This window comes from Stenotrophomonas sp. PI_27 (assembly GCF_027854495.1).
In the GTDB taxonomy this organism is placed as follows: domain Bacteria; phylum Pseudomonadota; class Gammaproteobacteria; order Xanthomonadales; family Xanthomonadaceae; genus Stenotrophomonas; species Stenotrophomonas pavanii.
Genome location: NZ_JAJNOF010000003.1, coordinates 228,271 through 249,703 on the forward strand (window position 1 = coordinate 228,271; position 21,433 = coordinate 249,703).

The window sequence follows — 21,433 nt, forward strand, 5'->3', positions numbered from 1 at the left end:
GCCGCCCAGCGGCCGGCACTCCACCATGGCGGCATGATCGATTCCGCTACCTTCTTCAAGCGCAAGCACTGGACCCTGTTGGCAGCGGCGGTGCTCGCCGGTTGCGCAACCACCGCTCCCCGCACGGGTTCCGAAGCGCCCACGTCGCCCTCGCCGCCGGCGGCCACCTACGCCAAAGTCGACTGGAAAGCCCTGCCCGCAGTCTCCGACGCTGATCTGCAGGCCGGCTTCGTGGCTTGGCGCAGCAGCTGCGCCCGCCTGAAAAACGACGCTGTCTGGGCCAAACCCTGCGCCACCGCCGCCGCGGTGTCAGACAAGGACCCGGCCGCGATCCGCCAGTTCCTGCAGCGCGACCTCGATGCCTACGCGCTGCGTGCCGGTGGCCATCAGGCCGACGGGTTGATTACCGGCTACTACGAGCCGATCTACCCCGGCAGCCTGACCCGTACCGACAAGGCCACGGTACCGGTGTACGGCACGCCCGATGATCTGATCGTGGTGCAGCTGGACAGCCTCTACCCGGAACTGAAGGGCAAGCGCCTGCGTGGTCGCGTCGAAGGCAAGGTGCTCAAGCCCTATGACGACGCCGGCACCATCGCGGCCAAGGGCGCCAAGGCCCCGGTGCTGGCGTGGCTGACCGACCCGATGGACCTGCAGCTGCTGCAGATCCAAGGGTCCGGCCGCGTGCGCCTGGCCGATGGCAAGCAGGTGCGGCTGGCCTACGCGGAACAGAACGGCCACCCGTACCGCGCGATCGGTCGCTGGCTGGTGGACCAGGGCCAGCTGAAGAAGGAAGACGTCACCATGGACGCGATCCGCGCCTGGGCCCGGGCCCATCCCGCGCGCGTACCGGAACTGCTGCGCAGCAATCCCAGCTACGTGTTCTTCGTGCGCAACCCGGACAGCCCGGAGGGGCCACGGGGTTCACTGAACGTGCCGCTCACCGCCGGCTACAGCGTGGCGGTGGATCGCACCGTGGTGCCACTGGGCAGCCTCCTGTGGCTGTCCACCACGCGCCCGGACGGCACCCCGGTGGTGCGCCCGGTGGCTGCGCAGGACACCGGCGGCGCCATCGCCGGCGAAGTGCGCGCCGACCTGTACTGGGGCAGCGGCGATGCCGCCGGCAAGCTGGCTGGCGACATGAAGCAGAAGGGCAACATCTGGATGCTGTGGCCGAAGGGCGTGCCCCTGCCGAACTGAACCGGCAAGGGTCGGATCCCTTCCAAAGGAAAGGGCTCTGACCCCGGATGCCTGATAATGGCGCCATTCCGTACTTTCCGGCCGCGCCTGCGGCCAGGGCCCCTGCAATGACCTACGCAAAGCACAACGCAAAATCCGGCGCGAAATCCGCCGCAAAGAAGTACTACAAGCACTGGGCCGAATCGGGCCTGGGCAAGGGCAACGTGCTGATGGAAGCGCGCGGCGAGAAGATCGTGCGGCAGGTGGAAATCTACGGCACCAAGATGGTCTGGGCCGACGAGCATGCCCACAGCGACGATCGCTTCCTGCTGGCCGACCAGCCAGTGTCGTTCCTGGATTTCGACGAGGACGACGAAATCTCCGCGCGTGAATTCGAAGCCGCCTGGAAGAAGGCACGGGAAGCCACCGGTTACCCGGTGTAATCCCCCCGGCACCCCGCCCTTGTAGTGCCGAGCCTTGCTCGACGCTGCAAAAGCGGGCATGTGAAATGTTATATGATTACATTTCACTGTAACCGCCCCTTCCCATGAAGACTCCCACCCTGGTGGCCGCCCTCGCGGCCGCACCGTTCGCCCCTGAAGCCTTCGCGCAGTCGGCCGACGCCGCGCTCACCCTCGGCAAGGTGCAGGTACACCAGCACGGCGAAGGCCAGCTCAGTGCGCACCAGGTGCTGACCTCGGTGGACGTCCTAGGTGCAGACCAGATCGAAAACCGCAACGTCTCGCACAGCTGGGAACTGCTCGGGCAGATGCCCGGCATCCAGCTCACCGAAACCCGGCAGGGCGCCGAATCGGGCAAGGTCAGCTTCCGCGCCTTCAACGGCGAGGGTTACCTCAACGCCATCAAGACCCTCATCGACGGCATTCCCAGCAACGTCAACAGCGGCAACCAGCGCTTCATCGACATGCTGTTCCCGCTGGACATCAGCTACATCGAAGTGGTGCGCGGTACCAACGACCCGCGCTATGGCCTGCATAACATCGGCGGCAACGTGAACTTCGGTACGCGCCAGGGGGGCAGCTACACCGATGCGCGCCTGGCCTACGGCAGCTACAACACCCGTGATGCGCAGCTGGCGGTTGGCCGCGAAGCCAATGGCTTCGCGCAGAACTATTTCGTCGGCACCCAGACCAGCGATGGCTATCGCGACCACGACACCTCGAAGAAGTACTCGCTGGGCGGCAAGTGGTTCTTCGGCTCGCTGGACGACTGCCTGCGCGTGGGGCTGACCGCGCGCGCCTACCACCATCAGGCCGACGAACCGGGCTTCATGACCGCCGAGGAACTGCGCACGCACCGCCGTGGCAGCGAGCTGCGCAACGGCAACGATGGTGATGACCGCGACATGCGCCAGCTTGCCGCGCACCTGGACATGAAACTGTCCGACTCACTCACCTTCGGCACGCGTCTCTACTACAACCGCTACGAAGACGACCGCCGCGTGACCTTCAGCAACCTGCCCACCGGCAACCTGCCGCGCCAGCGCCGCGTGTGGGACGAGCGGCAGCATGGCCTGCTCAGCACGCTGACCTGGCAGGCCAGCCCCACGCTTACTGTCGAGGGCGGCCTGAACTACGAGCAGCAGGACAACAGCTACATCCGCGAGCGCTACGCCTACGCCGAACCCACTGATTTCAGCCAGCCGCCCGCGCGGGTGCAGAACAACGATCGCCACAGCTTCGACAACTGGGGTGCCTACGTGCAGGCCATCTACCAGCCGGTCGAGGCCTGGAAGATCGTGCCGGCCTACCGCGTCGACCGTTTCAGTGGCCGCACGCACCTGATGAACGGCATCACCGCCCGGCTGCAGGATTACGGCAGCATCGGCCAGCCCAAGCTGAGCATCATCCACAGCCTGGGCCAGACCACCCACGTCTATGCGAACTGGGGCCGCACCTTCCAGGTGCTGACCGGGTCCACCGCACCGGCCTACCTCACCCCGGGACAGGCACCGATGCAGCCGTCCACCAACACCGGCATGGAGCTGGGCCTGAAATTCCAGCCGTTTGCTGGCAGCCAGGCACGCCTGGCGGTGTGGCAGCAGGATGCGGAAAACGAGGTGTCCAACATGCCGGCCACCGGCACCACGGTCACCCTGGGCAAGACCCGCCGGCGCGGCGTGGATGCGCAGCTGAGCCTGCAGCTGGGCGACGACTGGACGGTATGGGCGTCGCACGCCTACCAGGAAGCGAAGATCACCCGCGACGACCGCGATGCCAGCGTTTCCCTGCAGGGCCGGGAAGTGGCCGCCACGCCGCGCCATATCAGCAATCTGGGCGTGGACTACCGCGCCACGGATGCGCTGCGGCTGGGCCTGCAGGCGCGTGCACAGGGCGACTACTACCTGGAAGAGCGCAACGTGGCCGGCAAGTTCGGCGGCTTCGCCGTGCTCGACCTCAGCGCGGCCTACCAGCTCACCCCGTGTTTCAGCGTGGACCTGCAGCTGAAGAACGTTACCGGCCGCGAGTACGCCTACGCCTGGTACGACAGCTTCTTCTGGGACACCGCCCGCCCCATGTTCTCGCCGGCGCCGGGCCGCAGCATATTCGTCGGCCTCAACATGAAGCTGTAGCCGGCCACGCATCTGGTAATGGTCGAGCTTGCTCGACCTGCAGCAGGGGGCAGAGCCCTTTTCTGGCGGACAGGGATCCGACCCCGGAACCCGTAGCGCATGGGGTCAGATCCCTTTCCGCGAGGAAAGGGCTCTGACCCCGAACCCCGCGTTTTGCACTACATTGGTGCAATGTCCGACCCCGCACCGCCGCCGACCCTTGAAGCCCTGGGCACGCCGCTGGCCTGGGCCGGGGCCGATGGCCGCATCATCGGCTGCAACCCGGCCTTCGGGCGCTGGCTGGGCGTCAGCGGTCGCCGGCTGCTGGGCCAGCCACTGGCCGCACTGGAAGTGCAGGGCGAAGCCCTGGCCCACTTCCTGGCACGCGATGAGCGCGACAGCCTGCGCCTGAACCGGCTGGCGCTGGCGGTGCCCGGCGAGGCGCCCCGCTTCGCCGAGGGCTGGATGAGCCGGCGCGACGATGGCGGCTGGTTGCTGGAGGCGCATCCGGTCGATGAATTCCCCGGGCTGGACCCGACCCAGGCCCTGCCCAGCGCGCTCAGCGCGGCGCTGAAGGGCCTGGCCCACGAGCTGCGCAACCCGCTGGCCGGGTTGAAGGGGGCGGCCCAGCTGCTGGCCCGCCGGGCCGCACAGCGCGACGCCAGCGAACGCGAACTGATCGAGCTGATCGGCTCGGAGATCGAACGTCTCAACGGCCTGCTCGACCAGCTGCTGTCGCCGGCCCCGGCCGCACCGCACGCCGAACTGAACATCCATGCCGCGCTCGAGCGCGTGCTGCGCCTGGCCGAGAACGAGGCCGGCTGGGCGGTACGCCTGCAGCGCGACTACGACCCCAGCATTCCCGAATTCCACGGCGACGCCGACCGTCTCACCCAGGCGGTGTGGAACCTGGTGCGCAACGCAATCCAGGCCGGTGCCGGCAGCATCACCCTGCGCACCCGCGTGGAGCATGGCGTGCGCATCGCCGAACAGCTGCACACGCTCGCCTTGCGCCTGGAAATCGCCGACGACGGGCGTGGCGTGCCCGAGGAACTGGCCGAACACCTGTTCCTGCCGCTGGTCAGTGGCCGCGCCGAAGGCACTGGACTCGGCCTGGCATTGGCCCAGCAGGTGGCGCGCGAGCATCGCGGCACGCTGACCTACCGCTCGCGCCCGGGCCACACCGTGTTTACCCTGCTGCTGCCGATCGGCAACGGCGCCGCCCCGGCCGAGGAGGCCCCGCGCGATGTCTGAATCTTCCTCCACCGCACAGCGCATCTGGGTGGTCGACGATGATCGTGCCGTGCGCTTCGTGCTGTGCACCGCGCTGCGCGAGGCGGGCTACCAGGTCGTCGATTTCGACAGCGCCGCCCCCGCCCTGCAGGCATTGCGCGAGGGGCCGCCACCGGCGCTGCTGTTCACCGACGTGCGCATGCCCGGCGATGACGGCCTGGTGCTGCTGGACAAGCTCAAGGCCGCCTTGCCGCAGCTGCCGGTGGTGGTGATGTCGGCCTACACCGATGTGGCCAGCACCGCCGGTGCGTTCCGCGGCGGCGCGCATGAGTTCCTGTCCAAGCCGTTCGATCTGGACGATGCGGTGGCGCTGGCGCAGCGGGTGCTGCCGGCCGTGGCACCCACTCTGGCCGCGCCCGGCCCGGCAGTCGAAACCGCCAGCGACCAGCCGCCGCAACTGGTGGGCGATACCCCGGCGATGCGCGCGCTGTTCCGTGCCATTGGTCGCCTGGCGCAGGCGCCGCTGGCGGTGCTGATCACCGGCGAGACCGGCACCGGCAAGGAACTGGTGGCCCATGCGCTGCATCGCGAATCGCCGCGTGCGCACGGGCCGTTCGTTGCGCTCAACACCGCCGCGATTCCTGCCGAGCTGCTGGAAAGCGAGTTGTTCGGCCATGAAGCCGGCGCGTTCACCGGCGCGCAGCGCCGCCATACCGGGCGCTTCGAGCAGGCCGACGGCGGCACGCTGTTCCTGGACGAAATCGGCGACATGCCGCTGCCGCTGCAGACCCGCCTGCTGCGCGTGCTGGCGCAGGGCGAGTTCTTCCGCGTCGGTGGCCGCGAACTGATCCGCGTCGATGTGCGCGTGATCGCCGCCACCCACCAGGACCTGGAAGGCCTGGTCGCGCAGGGGAAGTTCCGCGCCGATCTGCTGCACCGCCTGGACGTGGTGCGCCTGCAGCTGCCACCGCTGCGCGAGCGCCGCGAGGACATCGCACAGCTGGCCAGCACGTTCCTGGCCGCCGCCGCACGCAAGCTGGACACGCCGCCGAAGCGCCTGACGGCGGCCGCATTGCAGGCACTGCGCGAGCACGACTGGCCGGGCAACGTGCGCGAGCTGGAAAACGTGTGCTGGCGGATGGCCGCGCTGGCCGCTGCTGACACCATCGGCGTGGCCGACGTCGATACCGCGCTGAACCGCGCACGGAGCCGTCGCGGCAGCACCAGCAGCGCCGATCCGGGGCAGTGGGAAGCGCTGCTGGCCGAATGGGCGCGCCGGCAGCTGGCTGAAGGCGTGGAAGGACTGCACGCGCAGGTGCGCGAGCGGGTCGACCATGCCCTGCTGGACGCCGCGCTGCAGATCACCCATGGCCGCCGTGCCGAAGCCGCGGCACGACTGGGTCTTGGCCGCAATACCCTGACCCGCAAGCTGGGCGCGGGACGTCGTCGCGGCGGCCATTGAACGGCCCCTGCACGCGATCCTCGCACCCGCTTGCCGAACTGTTGATCGTTCATGGACGATGCAACGCTTAGTGTCATCTGCAAGGAGTCTTTGATGCGCCTGTCCTTTGCCATCCTGTCGTTGTCAACCGCCGTGCTGCTGTCTGCCTGTGGCAGTGCGCCGAAGAAGGCCGAACCCGCGCCGCCGCCGCCCACCGTGGTCAGCGCTGCCCGGCAGGGCGAGGCCAATCTCGCGCCGGCCTCGGCCAGCATCGTCAGTGGCCGCATCGCACTGATGGTGGAGCCTGGCGGCATCCACATCACCGGCCTGGTCGGTGGCCTGCAGCCGATGCAGCAGGCCGGCTTCCACATCCACGAGCGTGGCGACTGCAGCGCGGTGGATGCCAGCAGCGCCGGCAACCACTTCAACCCCGCCGGAGCTGCGCACGGTCGCGCCGGCACCGGCAAGCACCACCTGGGCGACATGGACAACCTGCGTGCCGACGCCCAGGGCCGCGCCAACGTCGATATCCACCTCAAGGGCGTTACCCTTGGCGGAGGCGCCGCCACCGATATCGCCGGACGTGCACTGGTCGTGCATGCCAACGCCGACGACTATCGCAGCCAGCCCGCCGGCAATGCCGGCGTCCGCATCGCCTGTGGCGTGATCCGGGTCGTCCGCTGATCACTTCACCGCAGGCATCATCGAGGGAGAGATTCCAATGCGTCTGATCCACACTTCGCTGTTTGCGGCCATCGCCGCACTGGGCCTGGCGGCCTGCAACCCGCAACCGGCCGCGCCGCAGGCGGAAACCCCGCCGGCCACGCCGGCCGACGGCGCCACCACCGAACCCGCTGCAGCCCCGCAGCCGGCTGCCGCACCGGCGGCCGATGCTTCGGCCACCGCCGAGCTGGCACCGACCCAGGGCAACGAAGCCAAGGGCAGCGTCACCTTCAAGGTGGTTGATGGCAAGGTCCACGTGACCGGCCAGATCACCGGCCTGAAGCCGGGCAGCGAGCACGGCTTCCACATCCACGAGAAGGGCGACTGCAGCGCGCCGGACGGCATGAGCGCCGGCGGCCACTTCAATCCCGGCAAGCAGGATCACGGCAACGTCGCCACCGATCCGCACCACGGCGGCGACATGCCCAACATCAAGGCCGACGACAAGGGCGTGGCCACCATCGACGGCCCGGTGTCGAGCAACGTCAACATCGGCAAGGGCGATGACTTCGACATCATCGGCCGCGGCCTGATCGTCCACGCGGATGCAGACGACTACAAGACCCAGCCGACCGGCAATGCCGGCGCGCGCCTGGCGTGCGCGGTGATCCAGAAGGCCCCGTAAGAATCAAGGAACGCCGGCGCAAGCCGGCGTTCTTCTTTATCGGTAGTGCTGGCCGCTGGCCGGCCATCGCAGATCCGGACGTTGCCGGCCAGCGGCCGGCACTACCCGTCCTTCAGCGCGCCAGCAGCTCGCGTGCGTCCTGGCCGGCCTCGCAGTGCACGAACAGCACTGCGGCCATTTCTGCTGGAAACGGAAAACGCCGGCGCAAGCCGGCGTTCGTTCTTCTTTATCGGTAGTGCCGGCCGCTGGCCGGCCATCGCAGATCCGGACGTTGCCGGCCAGCGGCCGGCACTACCCGTCTTCAGCGCGCCAGCAGTTCGCGTGCGTCCTGCCCGGCCTCGCAGTGCACGAACAGCACTGCGGCCATTTCTGCTGGAAACGGGAAACGCCGGCGCAAGCCGGCGTTCTTCTTTATCGGTAGTGCCGGCCGCTGGCCGGCCATCGCAGATCCGGACGTTGCCGGCCAGCGGCCGGCACTACCCGTCCTTCAGCGCGCCAGCAGCTCGCGCGCGTCCTGCCCGGCCTCGCAGTGCACGAACAGCACTGCGGCCATTTCTGCTGGAAACGGGAAACGCCGGCGCAAGCCGGCGTTCTTCTTCATCGGTAGTGCCGGCCGCTGGCCGGCCATCGCAGATCCGGACGTTGCCGGCCAGCGGCCGGCACTACCCGTCTTCAGCGCGCCAGCAGCTCGCGTGCGTCCTGGCCGGCCTCGCAGTGCACGAACAGCACGGGCACGCCATGCGCTTCCAGCACCGCGGCCATCTGCCGCTGGCGCATCAGGAACTGCTCGTAGATGCCCTGCAGGCGGTCGCAGTCGTTCTTGCTGTGGTTGTAGTACGCGCACCAACCGGCCGGGTCGAACAGCGCCATGCGTGCCTCGCCATGGGTATAGCGCAGCAACGGCTCGGGCGCGGCATTGAGCCACTCGTCTTCGCCCGGCGCCATGATCGCGGTCTCGATCAGCGGCCACAGCGCGGCCAGGCCCTGGTTGTCGTACTGCATCGACATCATCGCGGCCAGGTCGTTCACGGTGAAATAGCGCGCGTGCTCGATGCGGGCCCCGAAGGCGTTCTGCGCCATCAGCGCGGTATCGGCATGCGCCATGCCGTTGGCCAGCAGGGTGTCTTCCAGCGCCTCGGCCACGGCATGGGTGGTGGCCACGTCGCTGCCGGTCAGCAGGAACGGCACCACGCGCAGGCCGCCCCCCACCAGGGTCGCATCGGCCTGGAACGGCAGCGGCACATCGCCTGCGGCATCGGTGCCGAAGGCCAGCAGGCGCGGGCCCTGGTTGCGGCCCGGGGCACGCATCTGCAGTTCTTCCAGGCGGCGGTGGATCGGCCAGCCCGGACGCAGGACTTCGGCCGGGTCGAAATGCGCGGCGGCGAACACCAGGTCCAGCTCGGCGACCTGTGGCACCAGCTTGGACAGGTCACGGCCGACACGTTCGGCCAGTTCACCGGCCTGTTCAGCGCTGAGTACCGCCTGGCGGGGGATTTCGCCGCCGGCCAGTTCCAGGGCCAGCACGCCAAGGGCATTCATCGCGGGGTCGGGTTTGCTCATGGTTCCACGGTTGGCCCATCACAGGGCGGCAGCTACACTTGGCTCCATTATGCCTGCTCCGCCGTGCAGGCCATGTTGCAGACACCCTCATCCATGCCAGGTATCTCCATGCCCAACGCTCGTCCCGTCGCCATCCTCGGTGGCGTCCGCATTCCGTTCTGCCGCCAGAACACCGCGTATTCGGATGTCGGCAACCTCGGCATGTCGGTCCGTACGCTGGGCGCGCTGGTCGAACGTTTCGGCCTGCACGGCCAGCAGCTGGGCGAAGTGGCGATGGGTGCGGTGATCAAGCACTCCAGCGACTGGAACCTGGGCCGTGAGGCCACGCTGTCCTCCGGCCTGTCGCCGCTGACCCCGGGCATCACCCTGCAGCGCGCCTGCGGCACTTCGCTGGACAGCATCATCACCGTGGCCAACAAGATCGCGCTGGGCCAGATCGAATCGGGCATCGGTGGCGGTTCGGACACCACCTCCGACGTGCCGATCGTCTACGGCAAGAAGCTGCGTGCACGCCTGCTGGCCGCCAACCGCGCCAAGAGCACCGGCGACAAGATCCGCGCGCTCACCGCCGGCTTCAAGTTCTCCGAGCTCAAGCCCGAGTTCCCGGGCGTGGCCGAGCCGCGCACCGGCAAGAGCATGGGCGACCACTGCGAGGACATGGCCAAGGAATGGAACATCTCGCGCGACTCGCAGGATGAGTGGGCGGTGTCCTCGCACAAGAAGCTGGCTGCTGCCTATGAGCGTGGCTTCTTCAACGACCTGATCGCACCGTTCCGTGGCGTCGAGCGTGACAACATCCTGCGCCCGGACACCTCGCTGGAAAAGCTGGCCACGCTGAAGCCGGCGTTCGACAAGGTTTCCGGCCGCGGCACGCTGACCGCTGCCAATTCCACCCCGCTGACCGACGGTGCCGCTGCGGTACTGCTGGCCAGCGAAGAGTGGGCGCGCGCGCATGGCCATGAGCCGCAGGCCTACCTGCGTGACGCACACGTGGCGGCAGTGGACTTCGTGCATGGCGAAGGCCTGCTGATGGCACCGACCATCGCGGTGCCGGAAATGCTCAAGCGCAATGGCCTGACCCTGCAGGACTTCGACATCTACGAGATCCACGAAGCCTTCGCCGCGCAGGTGCTGTGCACCCTGCGTGCGTGGGAGAGCGAGGACTACTGCCGCAACCGCCTGGGGCTGGACGCACCGCTGGGCCGCATCGACCCGGACAAGATCAACCTGCTGGGTTCGTCGCTGGCCACCGGTCATCCGTTCGCCGCCACCGGCGCCCGCGTCATCGCCACCGCCGCCAAGCAGCTGGCCGAACGCGGCGGTGGCCGCGCGCTGGTGTCGATCTGCACCGCCGGCGGCATGGGTGTGGTGGCGATCGTCGAACGCTGAGCATTACGGTAGTGCCGGCCGCTGGCCGGCAGCGCTGATACGAAAACGCCGCCCAATGGGCGGCGTTTTTTTTTTGCATCGGTGGGTGCCGACCGTTGGTCGGCACGGTTCACGGCAACCGCGGATTACCGAACTCGTCGCGCTCTTCGTTGGCGTCATACACCGGCGGCTGCACCGCGATCGGCTGCTCTTCCACCGTGGCACGCAGTGGCGCCTCGCTACCGCGCACCAGCGCCACGCTGTCCTCGCCGCGCTGCAGGCGCAGCGCATTGGCCAGGCACTGTGCGGCCAGCGCGTGTTCGCCACGCTGGGCGAACAGTTCACCGAGTGCTTCCCACGCCGGTGCACCGGCGCCCGCGGCGATGGCCTCGTGCAGGAACGCATCGGCGGCCTCCCACTGCTGCTGGGCCAGGGCCACGCGGCCCTGCGCCAGCCGCAGCGCGGCCGAGCCGTCATGCACGTTGCGCCAGCGAGCGAGGTTGGCCTGGCGGGTGGCCAGGCGCTCGGCCGGCAGGCGGCCATACAGCGCCACCAGTTCGTCATCCCAGCGCTGGTCCAGGGCCTGTTCCAGCGCCAGCAGCGCCGGCTCGTCCCAGTCCAGCGCCACGGCGCGGCTGGCATAGGCGCCCACCACGTCCGGGGTCGGGCGCAACGCCTTCGGCGTGGCTTCCCACTGCGCGGCCAGTGCGTTGACGTCGGCCGCTTCCAGCAGCGCCTGCGCAGCCAGCCGCGCTTCCAGTTCGCTGCTGGCCTCGGCCGGCAGCACCTTGCTCTGGCGCAGTGCACCCAGCTGGCCATACGCCTCGTGGGCGCGGCCGGCCTGTGCCAGTGCCTCGGTGCGCAGCCACAGGCCGCGTGGCGGCAGCGGCTGGATCGCCGCCACGTCCAGCGCGTTGATCGCATCCACCGGCAGGTCGCGCGCCAGCAGCTGTTCGGCGCGCAGCAGCGCCTGCAGGGTGGCGTCACTTTCGCCCAGGCGCTGCAGCAGTGCTTCGCCGGCGGGGCCGTCGGCGCGTGCCTGTGCGCTGCGCACCGCATTGGCCAGCGCCACCGCGCTCACCTCCGGGTCCTTGGCCGCACCGTCCAGCAGTTTTTCGGCACGCTGCCACTGGCCATGCTCATAGGCCTGCAGGCCGTCGATCAGGCGCACCCGGCCCTGCTTGCGGCGGTAGCGGCCCCAGGCGCGGAACGGTGCGGCGATCAGGCTCCACAGCAGCCACAGCACCAGGACCGTGATCACTGCCAGCAGCGCCACCTTCGGCAGGTTGCTGTGGTAGTCGTAGCCGCCGTAGCGCAGGGTCACCTCGCCAAAGCGGTTCAGGTCATCGGCGCCGAGCCATTGCGCGGCCACCACGCCGATGGCCACGGCCAGCAACAGCACGACCAGGGATTGCAGGGGTTTCATGCGGGCTTACCTCCGGTCGGTCTGGGTGCGCAGTTGTTGCAGGGTGCTGCCAAGGACAGCATCGTTGGCCTGCAGCGGCAGTTCGCGCAAGGCCTTCAGTTCAGCACGTTGCGCGCGCAGGGCTGGTGAATCCGGCCAGCGCCGCTGTGCCCAGTGCTCCACGCGGTCCAGGGCGGTATTGCGGCCGGCCCGGTCGCCGCGCTCGATGGCGGCACGGGCCAACGTCAGTTCCAGCTGCAGCGCATCGTCGGCAGTGCGCTGCTCGGCGGCGGTCAGCGGGCCGTTCTGGCGGCTCGGGGTGATGTCCACGAACGGCGCCAGCGTGGCCTGCCACCAGGGCTTGGCTGCGTTGCCGCCGGTCGTGCCGGTGATCTGCGAGGGCAGGCCTTGCAGCGCCTGGGCCACAGCATCCAGGCGCTGCAGCGACTGCACGCGCGGGCCGCTGCCGAGTGCATCCAGTGCCTCGCGCTCCTGCACCAGCGCCTGGCGCAGGTTCAGTCCCTCAGTGTCGGGCAGTTCGGCCAGTGCGCTGGCCGCCTGCGCATACAGGCGACGTGCGCCGTCTACGTCGTCGGCGTAGTTCAGGCGCTGTGCGGCCTGGGTCAGCAGCAGCTCGGCCTCGTCGCGCTGCACCGCCTGGCGGCCCTGGTTGGCGCTGTCGGCCAGCTTGGCCAGGTTTTCTTCCAGCAACGCGCTGCGCTGGGAGAGGCCCAGCATCTCGTCGCGCAGCACGCGGTTGGTGGTCGCTGCGTCCTGCAGGCGCTGGCTGGTCGCGCGCTGGTCACGACGCAGCGCATCCAGCGTGGCCTCCAGGCCCTTCAGCTGGACGGCCGTGGTCTGTGCCTGCGCTTCCTGCTCATGCTGTTGCTGCTGCCAGACGTACCAGCCGGCATAGCCGCCCGCGCCGAGCACGACCACAGCGGCCAGCGGCAGCAGCCAGCGCACGGGTCGATGGGGTGGGGGAGCGGGCGGAGTGTCGTTCATCGGGCTTCCTTGTCGGCAGCGTCGCCGGTGGAAGTCCGGCTGGCCGCGTTGTGCACAGCATCACTGTTGCCGACGACAGCGGCAAGCGTGATCCACGTCCCTGTTCAGGTCGCTGCCGGGACGGTGAGCGTGGCGTGTGCAGCGGCCACCAGCTGCGCAGCGGTGGGGCCGGCGCTGCGTGAGATGTGCCGCAGGCCGAGTGACCGTGCCTGTTCGCCGAGGCGGTCGCTGGCAACCACCACGCGGCCCTCTGCCCGCAGGCGCTGCTGCCAGGTCGGCGGAAGCTGCTGCCAGACGTGCTGCAGCGCTTCGCCACTGCTCACGGCCAGCACCCACGGCTGGGCTGAATGCGCCAAGCGGGCCAGCGGGCGCCGAGGCAGGCGCAGCAAGCGGCGCTGGTAGACGTCGGCGCGTTCGATCGTGGCGCCCGCCGCCTGCAACTGCGCGGCGATCAGGCCGCGCCCGCCGGGCGCGGTCACCAGGCCGATGCGCAGGCCGCGGACGTCCGCCAGCACCGGCAGCGCAAGCAGGCCTTCGCTGTCCATCCGCTGCGGCGCATGCACCTCGGCCACGCCGTGCGCCTGCAGCGCGCGCGCGGTGCCTTCGCCCACGGTCAGCCAGGGGCTGCGCTGCGCTTCGGCCAGCGCCAGCAGCGATGCTGCGGCGGTAACGGCGGCAGGGCTGGTGAACACCACCCGGTCGCAGTTCAGCGCGCGTTGCAGCTGGCGCAGCACGGGCGTGCCGTGCAGGCGCTGCAGCCGCCACGGCGGCAGCGCCAGTACCTGTCCGCCCCGCCCGGCAACGGCGCGGCGCAGCGCCGCCTGCTGGCCCTGTGGGCGCAGCGAGATCAGGGTCCAGCGCGCGCCGGAACGGGTGGCGCCAGTGGGTATCGTATGGTCGACCATTGCCTGCATTATGCGGGCCCTTCGTTGTCGTGGTCGCTGCTCCGATGTCCGTTGATGCCCTGACTTCCTCGTTGGCCGCCCTGCAGGACGTGCTGGACTGCATGCCGGCGGTGCGCGCCATGCAGATCCGCCTCGACGGCTATGCTGACGGCGTGCTGCGCATCACCGCGCCGCTGGCCGCCAACGTCAACGACAAGGGCAACGCCTTCGGCGGCAGCCTGGCCTCGGTGCTGACCCTGTCCGGCTGGGCCCTGGTCAGCCTGCGCCTGCGCCTGGCCGGCCACGATGCCGAGGTCTACGTGGCCGACAGCAACCTGCGCTACCTGGCGCCGGTCTACGAGGACCTGCATGCCCACGCCGAAGCGGCCGAAGCCACCGGCTGGGATGCCTTCCTGAATACCTTCCGCCAGCGCCGCAAGGCCCGGATCAGCATCATTGCCACCCAGCCCGGTGCCGATGGCAAGCCTGCGGCCGAGTTCAGCGGTCGCTTTGTTGCCTTCGCCAGAGGGTAGGATGGCAGGCTGACGTCCTGGGGAAACCACCGATGCGCCGCCTCATCCAGTTCCTGATGTATTCCCTGCTGCTGGTCAGCGCCGTGGCTTCGGCCGACGACCTGAGCCGCAAGCAGCGCAAGCTGCTGGAAGAGACCCAGGTCGCCTACGGCGCCACCATCCGCTGGGGCAGCATGGACGATGCCATCGGCTACCTGGACCCGAAGCTGCGCAAGGAAAAGCCGCCGACCGAGTTCGAGCTCAACCGTTACGCGCAGCTGCGCGTGTCGTCCTACCGCGAGCGCAGCAGTGCCGCGCTGGATGGCGGCCTGGTCGAGCGCCGGGTCGAAATCGGGGTGATCAACCAGAACACCCAGGCCGAGCGCACGGTGGTGGTGGTCGAGCGCTGGCGCTGGGACCCGGAGGCCAAGCGCTGGTGGCAGACCGCCGGCCTGCCGGACCTGTGGAAGGGGCAGTGACGGGCCGCGTCCGGCTTGTGCGACAATCGGCGCCCGCTTAATCGACCCGTGACCTGAGTGAATTACGAAGAGTTGCTGGCCTTTGCAGGCCGAAACCCGATGCTGTCCGCGGCCCTGGTCGGCCTGACCGTGGCCATCATCGTCACCGAGATCCGCCGCCTGTTCCGGGGCTTCAAGGGCATCAAGCCCGCCGAACTGACCCAGCTGATGAACGCGGGCGGCACGGTGGTGGTCGACCTGTCGGCCAGCGGTGACTTCGAGAAGGGCCACATTGCCGGCAGCCGCAACGCCCAGGCCAGTGCCTTCGGCCCCGAGCACAAGCTGGTTGCCAACGCCAAGCAGTCGCCGGTGGTGCTGGTGTGCCGCAGCGGCAACGCTTCGGAAACCGCCGCCAAGGCGCTGAAGAAGGCCGGTTTCGAGAAGGTCTACGTGCTCGACGGCGGCATCCCCGCCTGGCAGCAGGCCGAGCTGCCGCTGGTCAAGGGCCGTAACTGATTGTCGCAGGTGGCGGATCCGGCCTTGTCTGGGCCGGATCCCGCCCCCATCGCAGTAGTTCGACCATCGTTTTCATTGCATTCACCTGGAGTTACTGGAAATGTCCGAAGAGATCACCAACGGCGCCGCTGCGCCGGTCGATGCCGCTACCGGCCCCGCTTTCACCGTCGAGAAGATCTACGTCAAGGACGTCTCCTTCGAGTCGCCGAACGCGCCGACCATCTTCAATGACCAGGTGCAGCCGGAGCTGCAGCTGAATCTGAACCAGCAGGTGCAGCGCCTGGGTGAGAACGCCTTCGAAGTCGTGCTGGCCGTGACCCTGACCTGCCAGGCCGGTGAGCGCACCGCCTACGTGGCCGAAGTGAAGCAGGCCGGCGTGTTCGGCCTGGTCGGCCTGGACCCGCAGTCGATCGACGTGCTGCTCGGCACCCAGTGCCCGAACATCCTGTTCCCGTACGTGCGCCAGCTGATCAGCGACCTGATCCAGGCCGGCGGCTTCCCGCCGTTCTTCCTGCAGCCGATCAACTTCGAAGGCCTGTACGCAGAAACCCTGCGCCAGCGCCAGGAGCAGGGCGACGCACCGTCGCTGGCTGACTCCGAGCCGGCCGGCAACGCCTGATTCCTGCCGCGACGTCACGGATGAGCACTCCCGCTGACAAGATCGCCGTGCTTGGCGCCGGTTCCTGGGGAACCGCGCTGGCCAGCCTGCTCGCACGGCACGGTCACCCGACCGTGCTGTGGGGCCGCGATGCTGCCGTGGTCGACGCCATCGACCAGCGCCACGAGAATCCGCGTTACCTGCCGGGCATCCCGCTGCCGGACAGCCTGCGGGCTACCACCGACCTGGCGTCGGCGGTAGAGGGCGCGGCCTGGATCCTGGTGGTGACGCCGTCGCATGCCTTCGGTGAAACCGTGCGCGCGCTGGCGCCGCTGCGTCCGGCCGGTGCCGGCGTGGCCTGGGCCACCAAGGGCTTCGAACCCGGTTCGGGCCGCTTCCTGCATGAAGTGGCGCGCGAAGTGCTGGGTGAGGACGTGCCGCTGGCCGTCGTCACCGGGCCGTCGTTCGCCAAGGAAGTGACCCAGGGCCTGCCGACCGCGATCACCGTGCATGGCGACGTGCCCGAGTTCGCGCAGACGGTGGCCGAGGCGATGCATGGCCCGGCGTTCCGCGCCTACACCGGCGACGACATGGTCGGTGCCGAGCTGGGCGGCGCGATGAAGAACGTGCTGGCGGTGGCCACCGGCGTGGCCGATGGCATGCAGCTGGGCCTCAACGCCCGTGCCGGCCTGATCACCCGTGGTCTGAACGAGATGCTGCGCCTGGCCGCTGCGATCGGCGCCAAGCCGGAAACGCTGATGGGCCTGGCCGGCCTCGGCGATCTGGTGCTGACCTGCACCGGCGACCTGTCGCGCAACCGTCGCCTGGGCCTGGCCCTGGGCCGCGGCCAGACGCTGCAGGATGCCGTGCGCGAAATCGGCCAGGTGGTCGAGTCGGTGCAGACCGCCGACGAAGTGATGCGACAGGCGCGCCGCCATGGCATCGACCTGCCGATCTCCGACCGCGTGCGTGCCGTGCTGCACGGCGAGCAGACGCCGGAAGAAGGGCTGCGCGCATTGCTGGCGCGGGAACAGAAACCGGAATATCCGGACACGCTGTTCAAGTGAATCGAAAAACCCCGGCCACGTGCCGGGGTTTTTTACGTGCGCGCCCTATCCACGCATGGCGTGGATCTTATCTCTTGCCGATCTGGCACCGTGGGTGCCGAGAGCCCGGCGGCAGCAATCACCGCGCCCGTGGTGGCGCGCTGGTGTTGTCCATGTCCGAGAAGATCAACCACGGCCCATCGCCCACGCGCTTCAGCGTCAGCGTGAATTTGCCGGTGTCCCCCACGTTGTTGCCGTAGCGGTAGGCACCAATGATGTAGCCCGCATTCCCGTCCACCGCGTACGCCAACGCACGCAGCCGCAACGGACTGCCGCCCTGGCCGGCATATGCGGCCTCGATCGCACTGCGGCCGCGCACCGGCGGCTGGTTGCTCTGCAGCACAAAGCCATCCTCGGCGAACAACCCGGCCAGCGCCTTGGCGTCGCCCGTGTGCCACGCCTGCTCGTAGTCGCGCAGTACGCGATCCAGCGAAGGGGGCAGGGCTGCGCTCGGGAGAGGCTGCGCAGGCTTCGCGTTTTCTGCATCGTGGGCAATTGCCGGCGATGCCAGCAGCAGGGCACTGCAGAAGATCATGGCGAGTCGTGTACGGCGCATGCGTCCGGCTCCAGGCGATGACGGGAAGCTACGAACGCATCCTTGCACGGTGCTGGTTAGAATCACGCGGCTGCCGATTTGGTGGATGCAGCGCAGATCAGACAAGGACAGGGAATGAAGATTCGAATCACAGGGATGACACTGACGGTCGCATTGCTGGCTGCCTGCGGGCAGGCACCCGCACCGGCCGCAGCACCGGCGGCACCGGCACCGACTGCCGAAGCACCTGCGGCCACGGCCACGGCGGCCGAGAAGGAACCGTCCACCGAAGACGGCGTGGACCCCGCGGTGTGGGACAACGAAGGCGAACCGGAAGACCCGAGCACCGGCGGCGAACTGACCTGCGCGGACAATCCGCTGGCGACCCACTTCTTCACCCTGGTCGGTGGCAACACCGTGGACGACTGCGGTCGCAAGGACCCGAAGGTGCTGGCGGCCTTCAATACCCTGATGAAGGGCACTGCGGCAGCCGAATCCGCTGACAAGGAGATTCCCTCGCTGCGCCAACGGCTGTTGAGCGGCCCCAGCGGGCCCGGCGAGCGGGTGGTGCTGCAGGGCGAGCCATGGTGGTTCTACACCGCCTGCCAGGCCCACGACTGCCCCGGCACCGCGTTGGCGATGCTGTATTCGCCAACGGAAGCGAGGATGGTCGGCCGTCTTACCGCGCGCTGCCGTGTATGGTGGCTGGGCGAACCGACGGCGGAACAACGTGCGCAGATCGAACTGCGCCAGCCACTGCAGGATGCCGCGTTGAAGGAAGACAGCGCGCTTTGCGAGTGAGGTGGCGCCCGCGTCATCCTTCCGGCTGCATGCGTGCGCTGGCCTGTGCGTTCATGGTCAGGCACGCCAGGATCAGCCCTTCCATCACCCGGTCGCCCACGTACTCGGCCTCCGCGCCGTTCTGACGCACGCGCTCGGCCGCCAGCAGCAGCTCCAACGTCACGCGTTGGCCGGCCAGTGCACAGTCCGCATCGGCCAGCGCCATGCAACGGCCCGGCATCTGGTGACGCTCTGGCCAAGGCTGGCCATCGGCGGCCGCGCCTTTGCCGATGCGGTGAAGCGTGGCGATGAAGGCGTTCGGATCGGCCGCAGGCGCGTGCTCTGGCAACTCACCGGCATTGGCGGGCGAGTGATGCGGATGCAGGCGCGGGAAGTCCGGTGATGTCATGGCAGTGCTCCGTGCAGGGCAGACGGTAGCCGCCACACAAAGGTGGCGGGCGGAGACGTGGCTCGAAAACCGGGAGATCACGAACAAGACCGGCAGGCGCAAGGCCTCCACGCTCCGCCCGCCATAGCCGGCAGACGGAATGCCAGCCGGCGCCACGCGGGGTGACGCCGGCTGGCAAGCGCAAACAACGTTCGTGATCTAACGGGTTTTCGAGGCCCGGCCACCGATTTTCCGGTGGCCCGCCATCTGTACGCGGGTCGCGGCGCAGTGCCAATCAGAACAGTTGCATTCCACGCTGAAACAAAGACGCTTTCGGCATTCTTGCATGCGGTTAAGCCGTCGCAGACGCAGGCGCCGCAACGGCCGTAGCGGCTTGGGGAATATGCGACAGCCGTCGTGGTTGGCGCCCTCGGACGCCGCACCTGCAATGGGCAAAAGCGACACGATCGCGTCGGCCGGTAGGCAGCGGCGCCGGATGGCCAAGATCAGCAGCAGGAATGGCCGCAGATCCGCATCACGCGGGTGAGAGCTGCCTCACCATGTCGGCGATGATCACGTGGACCAGTGTTCTCAGGAAATGGACCTCGCCTTCCAGGGTTGGGCCGATGGTGAAACGGGTCAGCCATTGCTGGTTTTCCTGCAGCACCTCCGCATAAAGCGACTGGGCTTCGCTCGCGATGCGGTCGATCTGATGGCGCAGCTGCCGGGTGGCGGCTGGCCTTCCCAAACCCAGGGCTTCACCGGCAGAAACCAGATGCTCGAAACGAAGGTCGTGGAAGCGCGCGACACCGAGAATGGGCCACGATAGTTCCGAGCGTTCTGGCCAACGTGCGCCCTCGTCGGCATACGCGCGGGTCTCGTAAGATGCGGTGGACAGCAGGTCGTAGTGGGGGGCCAATTCGATACCGCTGCTGTCGACCAGGAAGCTCAGGTTCTTCAGGTGCGCATCGTTGTTGCCGGTGAGTACATTGAAGATCAGCCAGTCGAACAGGCGGACGCGCGTCTTGAGCTTGCTTCTGCATTGCTCGACGATGACCTTCAGGGTGTCGATGCTCCCGAGCGTGTACTTGAACTGACGGTCGAGGTTGAGCAGCTGGCAGGCGTCGATCGCGTGCCGACGGTGGATGGCGTCGGCGGTGATTTCGCGATCAAAGCGCTCGATGATGAAGACCGGCTCAGGTACGTAGCGGCGCTCGATCCTCGGCACCTGCAGCCCCATGCGCTGTGCAAGGCGCATCACGAACCATTCGTTGATCACGCTGTGCGGGTAACTGCTGCTGGTGCTGTCAGGCTTGAGGATGTGGGTCGAGGGCTCGGCACCCAGAGGCTGGTAGAGTTCCTCCCCCACCTCGATGATGGCCAGCTTGTGCTGGGCACCTGCCAGTGACATGCGCTTGGCGGCGCCGGCGGCGAGCGATGTACGTGGCAGTCCCTGGATACGGGTGGAGAGTTCCCTATCGGGCAGCGGTTCCCTGCCACCGGGGAGCAGGTGCGTCCCGGGCGGGAGCAGCGTCAACGAGCCAGCCGATTCCGCGCCGTAGGCGGCCAGCAAGGCGAACGCATCGGCGCCATCCACCCTGGCATCGGTTGCCATCAACGTGCGTTGTTGCTCTTCCGGCAGCAGGTTGTCGAAATACCACTGCACCGGTCGCTGGCTGGAGCCATCGGCGATGGCGGCTTCCTGCAGTGGCAATGCGGGTGCCAGCGGAAACCGATATGCGTTGCCGAGCCACTCCGGCGCATAGGTGAAGCGCCACAAGTTTGCTGCCTCGGTCAGGTGGCCCACCGGCGCTTCATCGATGCTGACCTGCAGTTCGCGGGGTGGACGCGGATAGTGCAGTCCAGACAGGACGGTCGTTGTAATCACGTCCTTGAGGTCGATACGGGGGGCGCTCATGGCGCCTTCCCGTTGGCACGCCTTGTCAGAAGGGCCATGGCTTCGTCCGGCACGTCGATTTCGACATGCAGCCCCAGCTCGTCAAGCACGTTGAACAACTTGCCCCATTGCACTGTGGTACCGCCGCGTTCGACCTTGGCCAGGAAATTCTCGCTGACCCCGATGCCTTCGGCGGTTGCATCCTGGCGCAGCCCCTGATGCTTGCGGGCGGCTCTCACCAATGGTCCCAAGGCCTCCGCCTTGTCGAGCCTGATCTTCAATGGGAACTCCCCGGCAGAGCCTGATGCTCCGGATTCGACCCATCGTCTATATCATATAATCCTCACTAAATTAAGGATTTTTCGCGCAGGACCGGAGATCCACCGGGAATCCTTGTGCGCTTGAGGATTTCTATGGGAAAGATCTGGATGCCCTGAAATCCTTATCAACACCAGGATTTCTTTGCAAGAATGTCCGGCTGGCCAGAAATCCTCATGAACGAAAGGATTTCTGGAGTGGTACGGAGTGCCATACCTCCTCCGTCCATTGGCAGCGCCACGACGGCGGGATGTCCGCGATGCCGTGGGGCCCAGTGGAGCCCGTCAGGAACGTGCCGGGCAACCTCTGCCTGCAGCGCAGGTCAGGCTT

At 68.1% G+C, this 21,433-nt stretch carries 22 protein-coding genes; 14 read left to right on the forward strand and 8 right to left on the reverse strand.

Going from position 1 to position 21,433, the window contains the following annotated elements; translation table 11 throughout:
* Window positions 1-33 precede the first annotated feature (33 nt).
* The 7 genes from LRM18_RS05125 (at window position 34) to LRM18_RS05155 (ending at window position 7,773) form a co-directional block, all read left to right on the forward strand.
* Window positions 34-1,200, forward strand: a complete 1,167-nt coding sequence (locus LRM18_RS05125; RefSeq protein WP_270952005.1) for an MltA domain-containing protein — start codon at window positions 34-36, stop codon at window positions 1,198-1,200.
* A 107-nt stretch (window positions 1,201-1,307) separates the two neighbouring features.
* Entirely contained in the window at window positions 1,308-1,622 is a 315-nt protein-coding gene (locus LRM18_RS05130) for a hypothetical protein (RefSeq protein ID WP_053461818.1), read from the forward strand.
* 104 nt (window positions 1,623-1,726) lie between these two features.
* Window positions 1,727-3,772, forward strand: a complete 2,046-nt coding sequence (locus LRM18_RS05135; RefSeq protein ID WP_270952009.1) for a TonB-dependent receptor — start codon at window positions 1,727-1,729, stop codon at window positions 3,770-3,772.
* A 171-nt stretch (window positions 3,773-3,943) separates the two neighbouring features.
* Window positions 3,944-5,005 carry an ATP-binding protein gene (locus LRM18_RS05140; protein ID WP_053462608.1) on the forward strand — a complete coding sequence of 354 codons (1,062 nt, stop codon included), beginning with the start codon at window positions 3,944-3,946 and terminating at the stop codon, window positions 5,003-5,005.
* On the forward strand, window positions 4,998-6,446 hold the full coding sequence (gene ntrC, locus LRM18_RS05145) for a nitrogen regulation protein NR(I) (RefSeq protein ID WP_270952012.1): 1,449 nt from the start codon (window positions 4,998-5,000) through the stop codon (window positions 6,444-6,446). The genes LRM18_RS05140 and ntrC overlap by 8 nt, the downstream gene beginning before the upstream one ends.
* A 93-nt stretch (window positions 6,447-6,539) precedes the next feature.
* Window positions 6,540-7,109 (forward strand): superoxide dismutase family protein, encoded by a 570-nt coding sequence (locus LRM18_RS05150; protein ID WP_270952014.1) that lies wholly within the window; start codon window positions 6,540-6,542, stop codon window positions 7,107-7,109.
* 37 nt (window positions 7,110-7,146) lie between these two features.
* Complete coding sequence (locus LRM18_RS05155; RefSeq protein ID WP_053506120.1) at window positions 7,147-7,773, forward strand: superoxide dismutase family protein; 627 nt, start codon at window positions 7,147-7,149, stop codon at window positions 7,771-7,773.
* Between the two features lie 672 nt (window positions 7,774-8,445).
* Here the strand turns inward: LRM18_RS05155 and LRM18_RS05160 are convergent.
* A complete protein-coding gene (locus LRM18_RS05160; protein WP_053461823.1) occupies window positions 8,446-9,333 on the reverse strand; it encodes a hypothetical protein in 888 nt (295 codons plus the stop codon).
* Between the two features lie 93 nt (window positions 9,334-9,426).
* Here LRM18_RS05160 and LRM18_RS05165 point away from each other — a divergent pair, with 93 nt between their 5' ends.
* Window positions 9,427-10,722 (forward strand): acetyl-CoA C-acetyltransferase, encoded by a 1,296-nt coding sequence (locus LRM18_RS05165; RefSeq protein ID WP_005420942.1) that lies wholly within the window; start codon window positions 9,427-9,429, stop codon window positions 10,720-10,722.
* Between the two features lie 109 nt (window positions 10,723-10,831).
* On the opposite strand, the gene LRM18_RS05170 is transcribed toward LRM18_RS05165, so the two are convergent.
* The 3 genes from LRM18_RS05170 to LRM18_RS05180 all read right to left on the reverse strand — a co-directional run bounded on the left by LRM18_RS05170 (window position 10,832) and on the right by LRM18_RS05180 (window position 14,025).
* A complete protein-coding gene (locus LRM18_RS05170) occupies window positions 10,832-12,127 on the reverse strand; it encodes a heme biosynthesis HemY N-terminal domain-containing protein (protein WP_049470806.1) in 1,296 nt (431 codons plus the stop codon).
* A 6-nt stretch (window positions 12,128-12,133) separates the two neighbouring features.
* The gene (locus LRM18_RS05175) at window positions 12,134-13,111 is read right to left on the reverse strand and encodes a uroporphyrinogen-III C-methyltransferase (protein ID WP_150828284.1); all 978 of its coding nucleotides are present in this window, start codon (window positions 13,109-13,111) and stop codon (window positions 12,134-12,136) included.
* 104 nt (window positions 13,112-13,215) lie between these two features.
* Window positions 13,216-14,025 carry a uroporphyrinogen-III synthase gene (locus LRM18_RS05180; RefSeq protein WP_270952021.1) on the reverse strand — a complete coding sequence of 270 codons (810 nt, stop codon included), beginning with the start codon at window positions 14,023-14,025 and terminating at the stop codon, window positions 13,216-13,218.
* Window positions 14,026-14,060: 35 nt separating this feature from the next.
* On the opposite strand from LRM18_RS05180, the gene LRM18_RS05185 reads away from it, so the two are divergent.
* The 5 genes from LRM18_RS05185 to LRM18_RS05205 all read left to right on the forward strand — a co-directional run bounded on the left by LRM18_RS05185 (window position 14,061) and on the right by LRM18_RS05205 (window position 17,146).
* Window positions 14,061-14,528 carry a YiiD C-terminal domain-containing protein gene (locus LRM18_RS05185; protein ID WP_049470815.1) on the forward strand — a complete coding sequence of 156 codons (468 nt, stop codon included), beginning with the start codon at window positions 14,061-14,063 and terminating at the stop codon, window positions 14,526-14,528.
* A gap of 32 nt (window positions 14,529-14,560) precedes the next feature.
* Window positions 14,561-14,986 carry a hypothetical protein gene (locus tag LRM18_RS05190; protein WP_049470818.1) on the forward strand — a complete coding sequence of 142 codons (426 nt, stop codon included), beginning with the start codon at window positions 14,561-14,563 and terminating at the stop codon, window positions 14,984-14,986.
* A 57-nt stretch (window positions 14,987-15,043) separates the two neighbouring features.
* The gene (locus LRM18_RS05195; protein ID WP_005420930.1) at window positions 15,044-15,481 is read left to right on the forward strand and encodes a rhodanese-like domain-containing protein; all 438 of its coding nucleotides are present in this window, start codon (window positions 15,044-15,046) and stop codon (window positions 15,479-15,481) included.
* Between the two features lie 100 nt (window positions 15,482-15,581).
* Window positions 15,582-16,100, forward strand: coding sequence for a protein-export chaperone SecB (gene secB, locus LRM18_RS05200; protein WP_005407596.1), 519 nt, complete (start codon window positions 15,582-15,584; stop codon window positions 16,098-16,100).
* A gap of 20 nt (window positions 16,101-16,120) precedes the next feature.
* Window positions 16,121-17,146, forward strand: a complete 1,026-nt coding sequence (locus LRM18_RS05205) for an NAD(P)H-dependent glycerol-3-phosphate dehydrogenase (RefSeq protein WP_021204061.1) — start codon at window positions 16,121-16,123, stop codon at window positions 17,144-17,146.
* A gap of 118 nt (window positions 17,147-17,264) precedes the next feature.
* Here LRM18_RS05205 and LRM18_RS05210 read toward each other — a convergent pair whose 3' ends face one another.
* Window positions 17,265-17,741, reverse strand: coding sequence for a nuclear transport factor 2 family protein (locus LRM18_RS05210; protein WP_270952042.1), 477 nt, complete (start codon window positions 17,739-17,741; stop codon window positions 17,265-17,267).
* A 114-nt stretch (window positions 17,742-17,855) separates the two neighbouring features.
* Here LRM18_RS05210 and LRM18_RS05215 point away from each other — a divergent pair, with 114 nt between their 5' ends.
* Entirely contained in the window at window positions 17,856-18,521 is a 666-nt protein-coding gene (locus LRM18_RS05215; protein WP_270952045.1) for an Ivy family c-type lysozyme inhibitor, read from the forward strand.
* A 13-nt stretch (window positions 18,522-18,534) separates the two neighbouring features.
* Here LRM18_RS05215 and LRM18_RS05220 read toward each other — a convergent pair whose 3' ends face one another.
* The 3 genes from LRM18_RS05220 to LRM18_RS05230 form a co-directional block, all read right to left on the reverse strand.
* Window positions 18,535-18,909 carry a hypothetical protein gene (locus LRM18_RS05220; protein WP_270952047.1) on the reverse strand — a complete coding sequence of 125 codons (375 nt, stop codon included), beginning with the start codon at window positions 18,907-18,909 and terminating at the stop codon, window positions 18,535-18,537.
* A 514-nt stretch (window positions 18,910-19,423) separates the two neighbouring features.
* Window positions 19,424-20,806: a HipA domain-containing protein gene (locus tag LRM18_RS05225; RefSeq protein WP_080473081.1), complete on the reverse strand. Its 1,383-nt coding sequence runs from the start codon at window positions 20,804-20,806 to the stop codon at window positions 19,424-19,426.
* On the reverse strand, window positions 20,803-21,066 hold the full coding sequence (locus LRM18_RS05230) for a helix-turn-helix domain-containing protein (protein ID WP_064237399.1): 264 nt from the start codon (window positions 21,064-21,066) through the stop codon (window positions 20,803-20,805). The genes LRM18_RS05225 and LRM18_RS05230 overlap by 4 nt, the downstream gene beginning before the upstream one ends.
* Window positions 21,067-21,433: the final 367 nt, after the last annotated feature.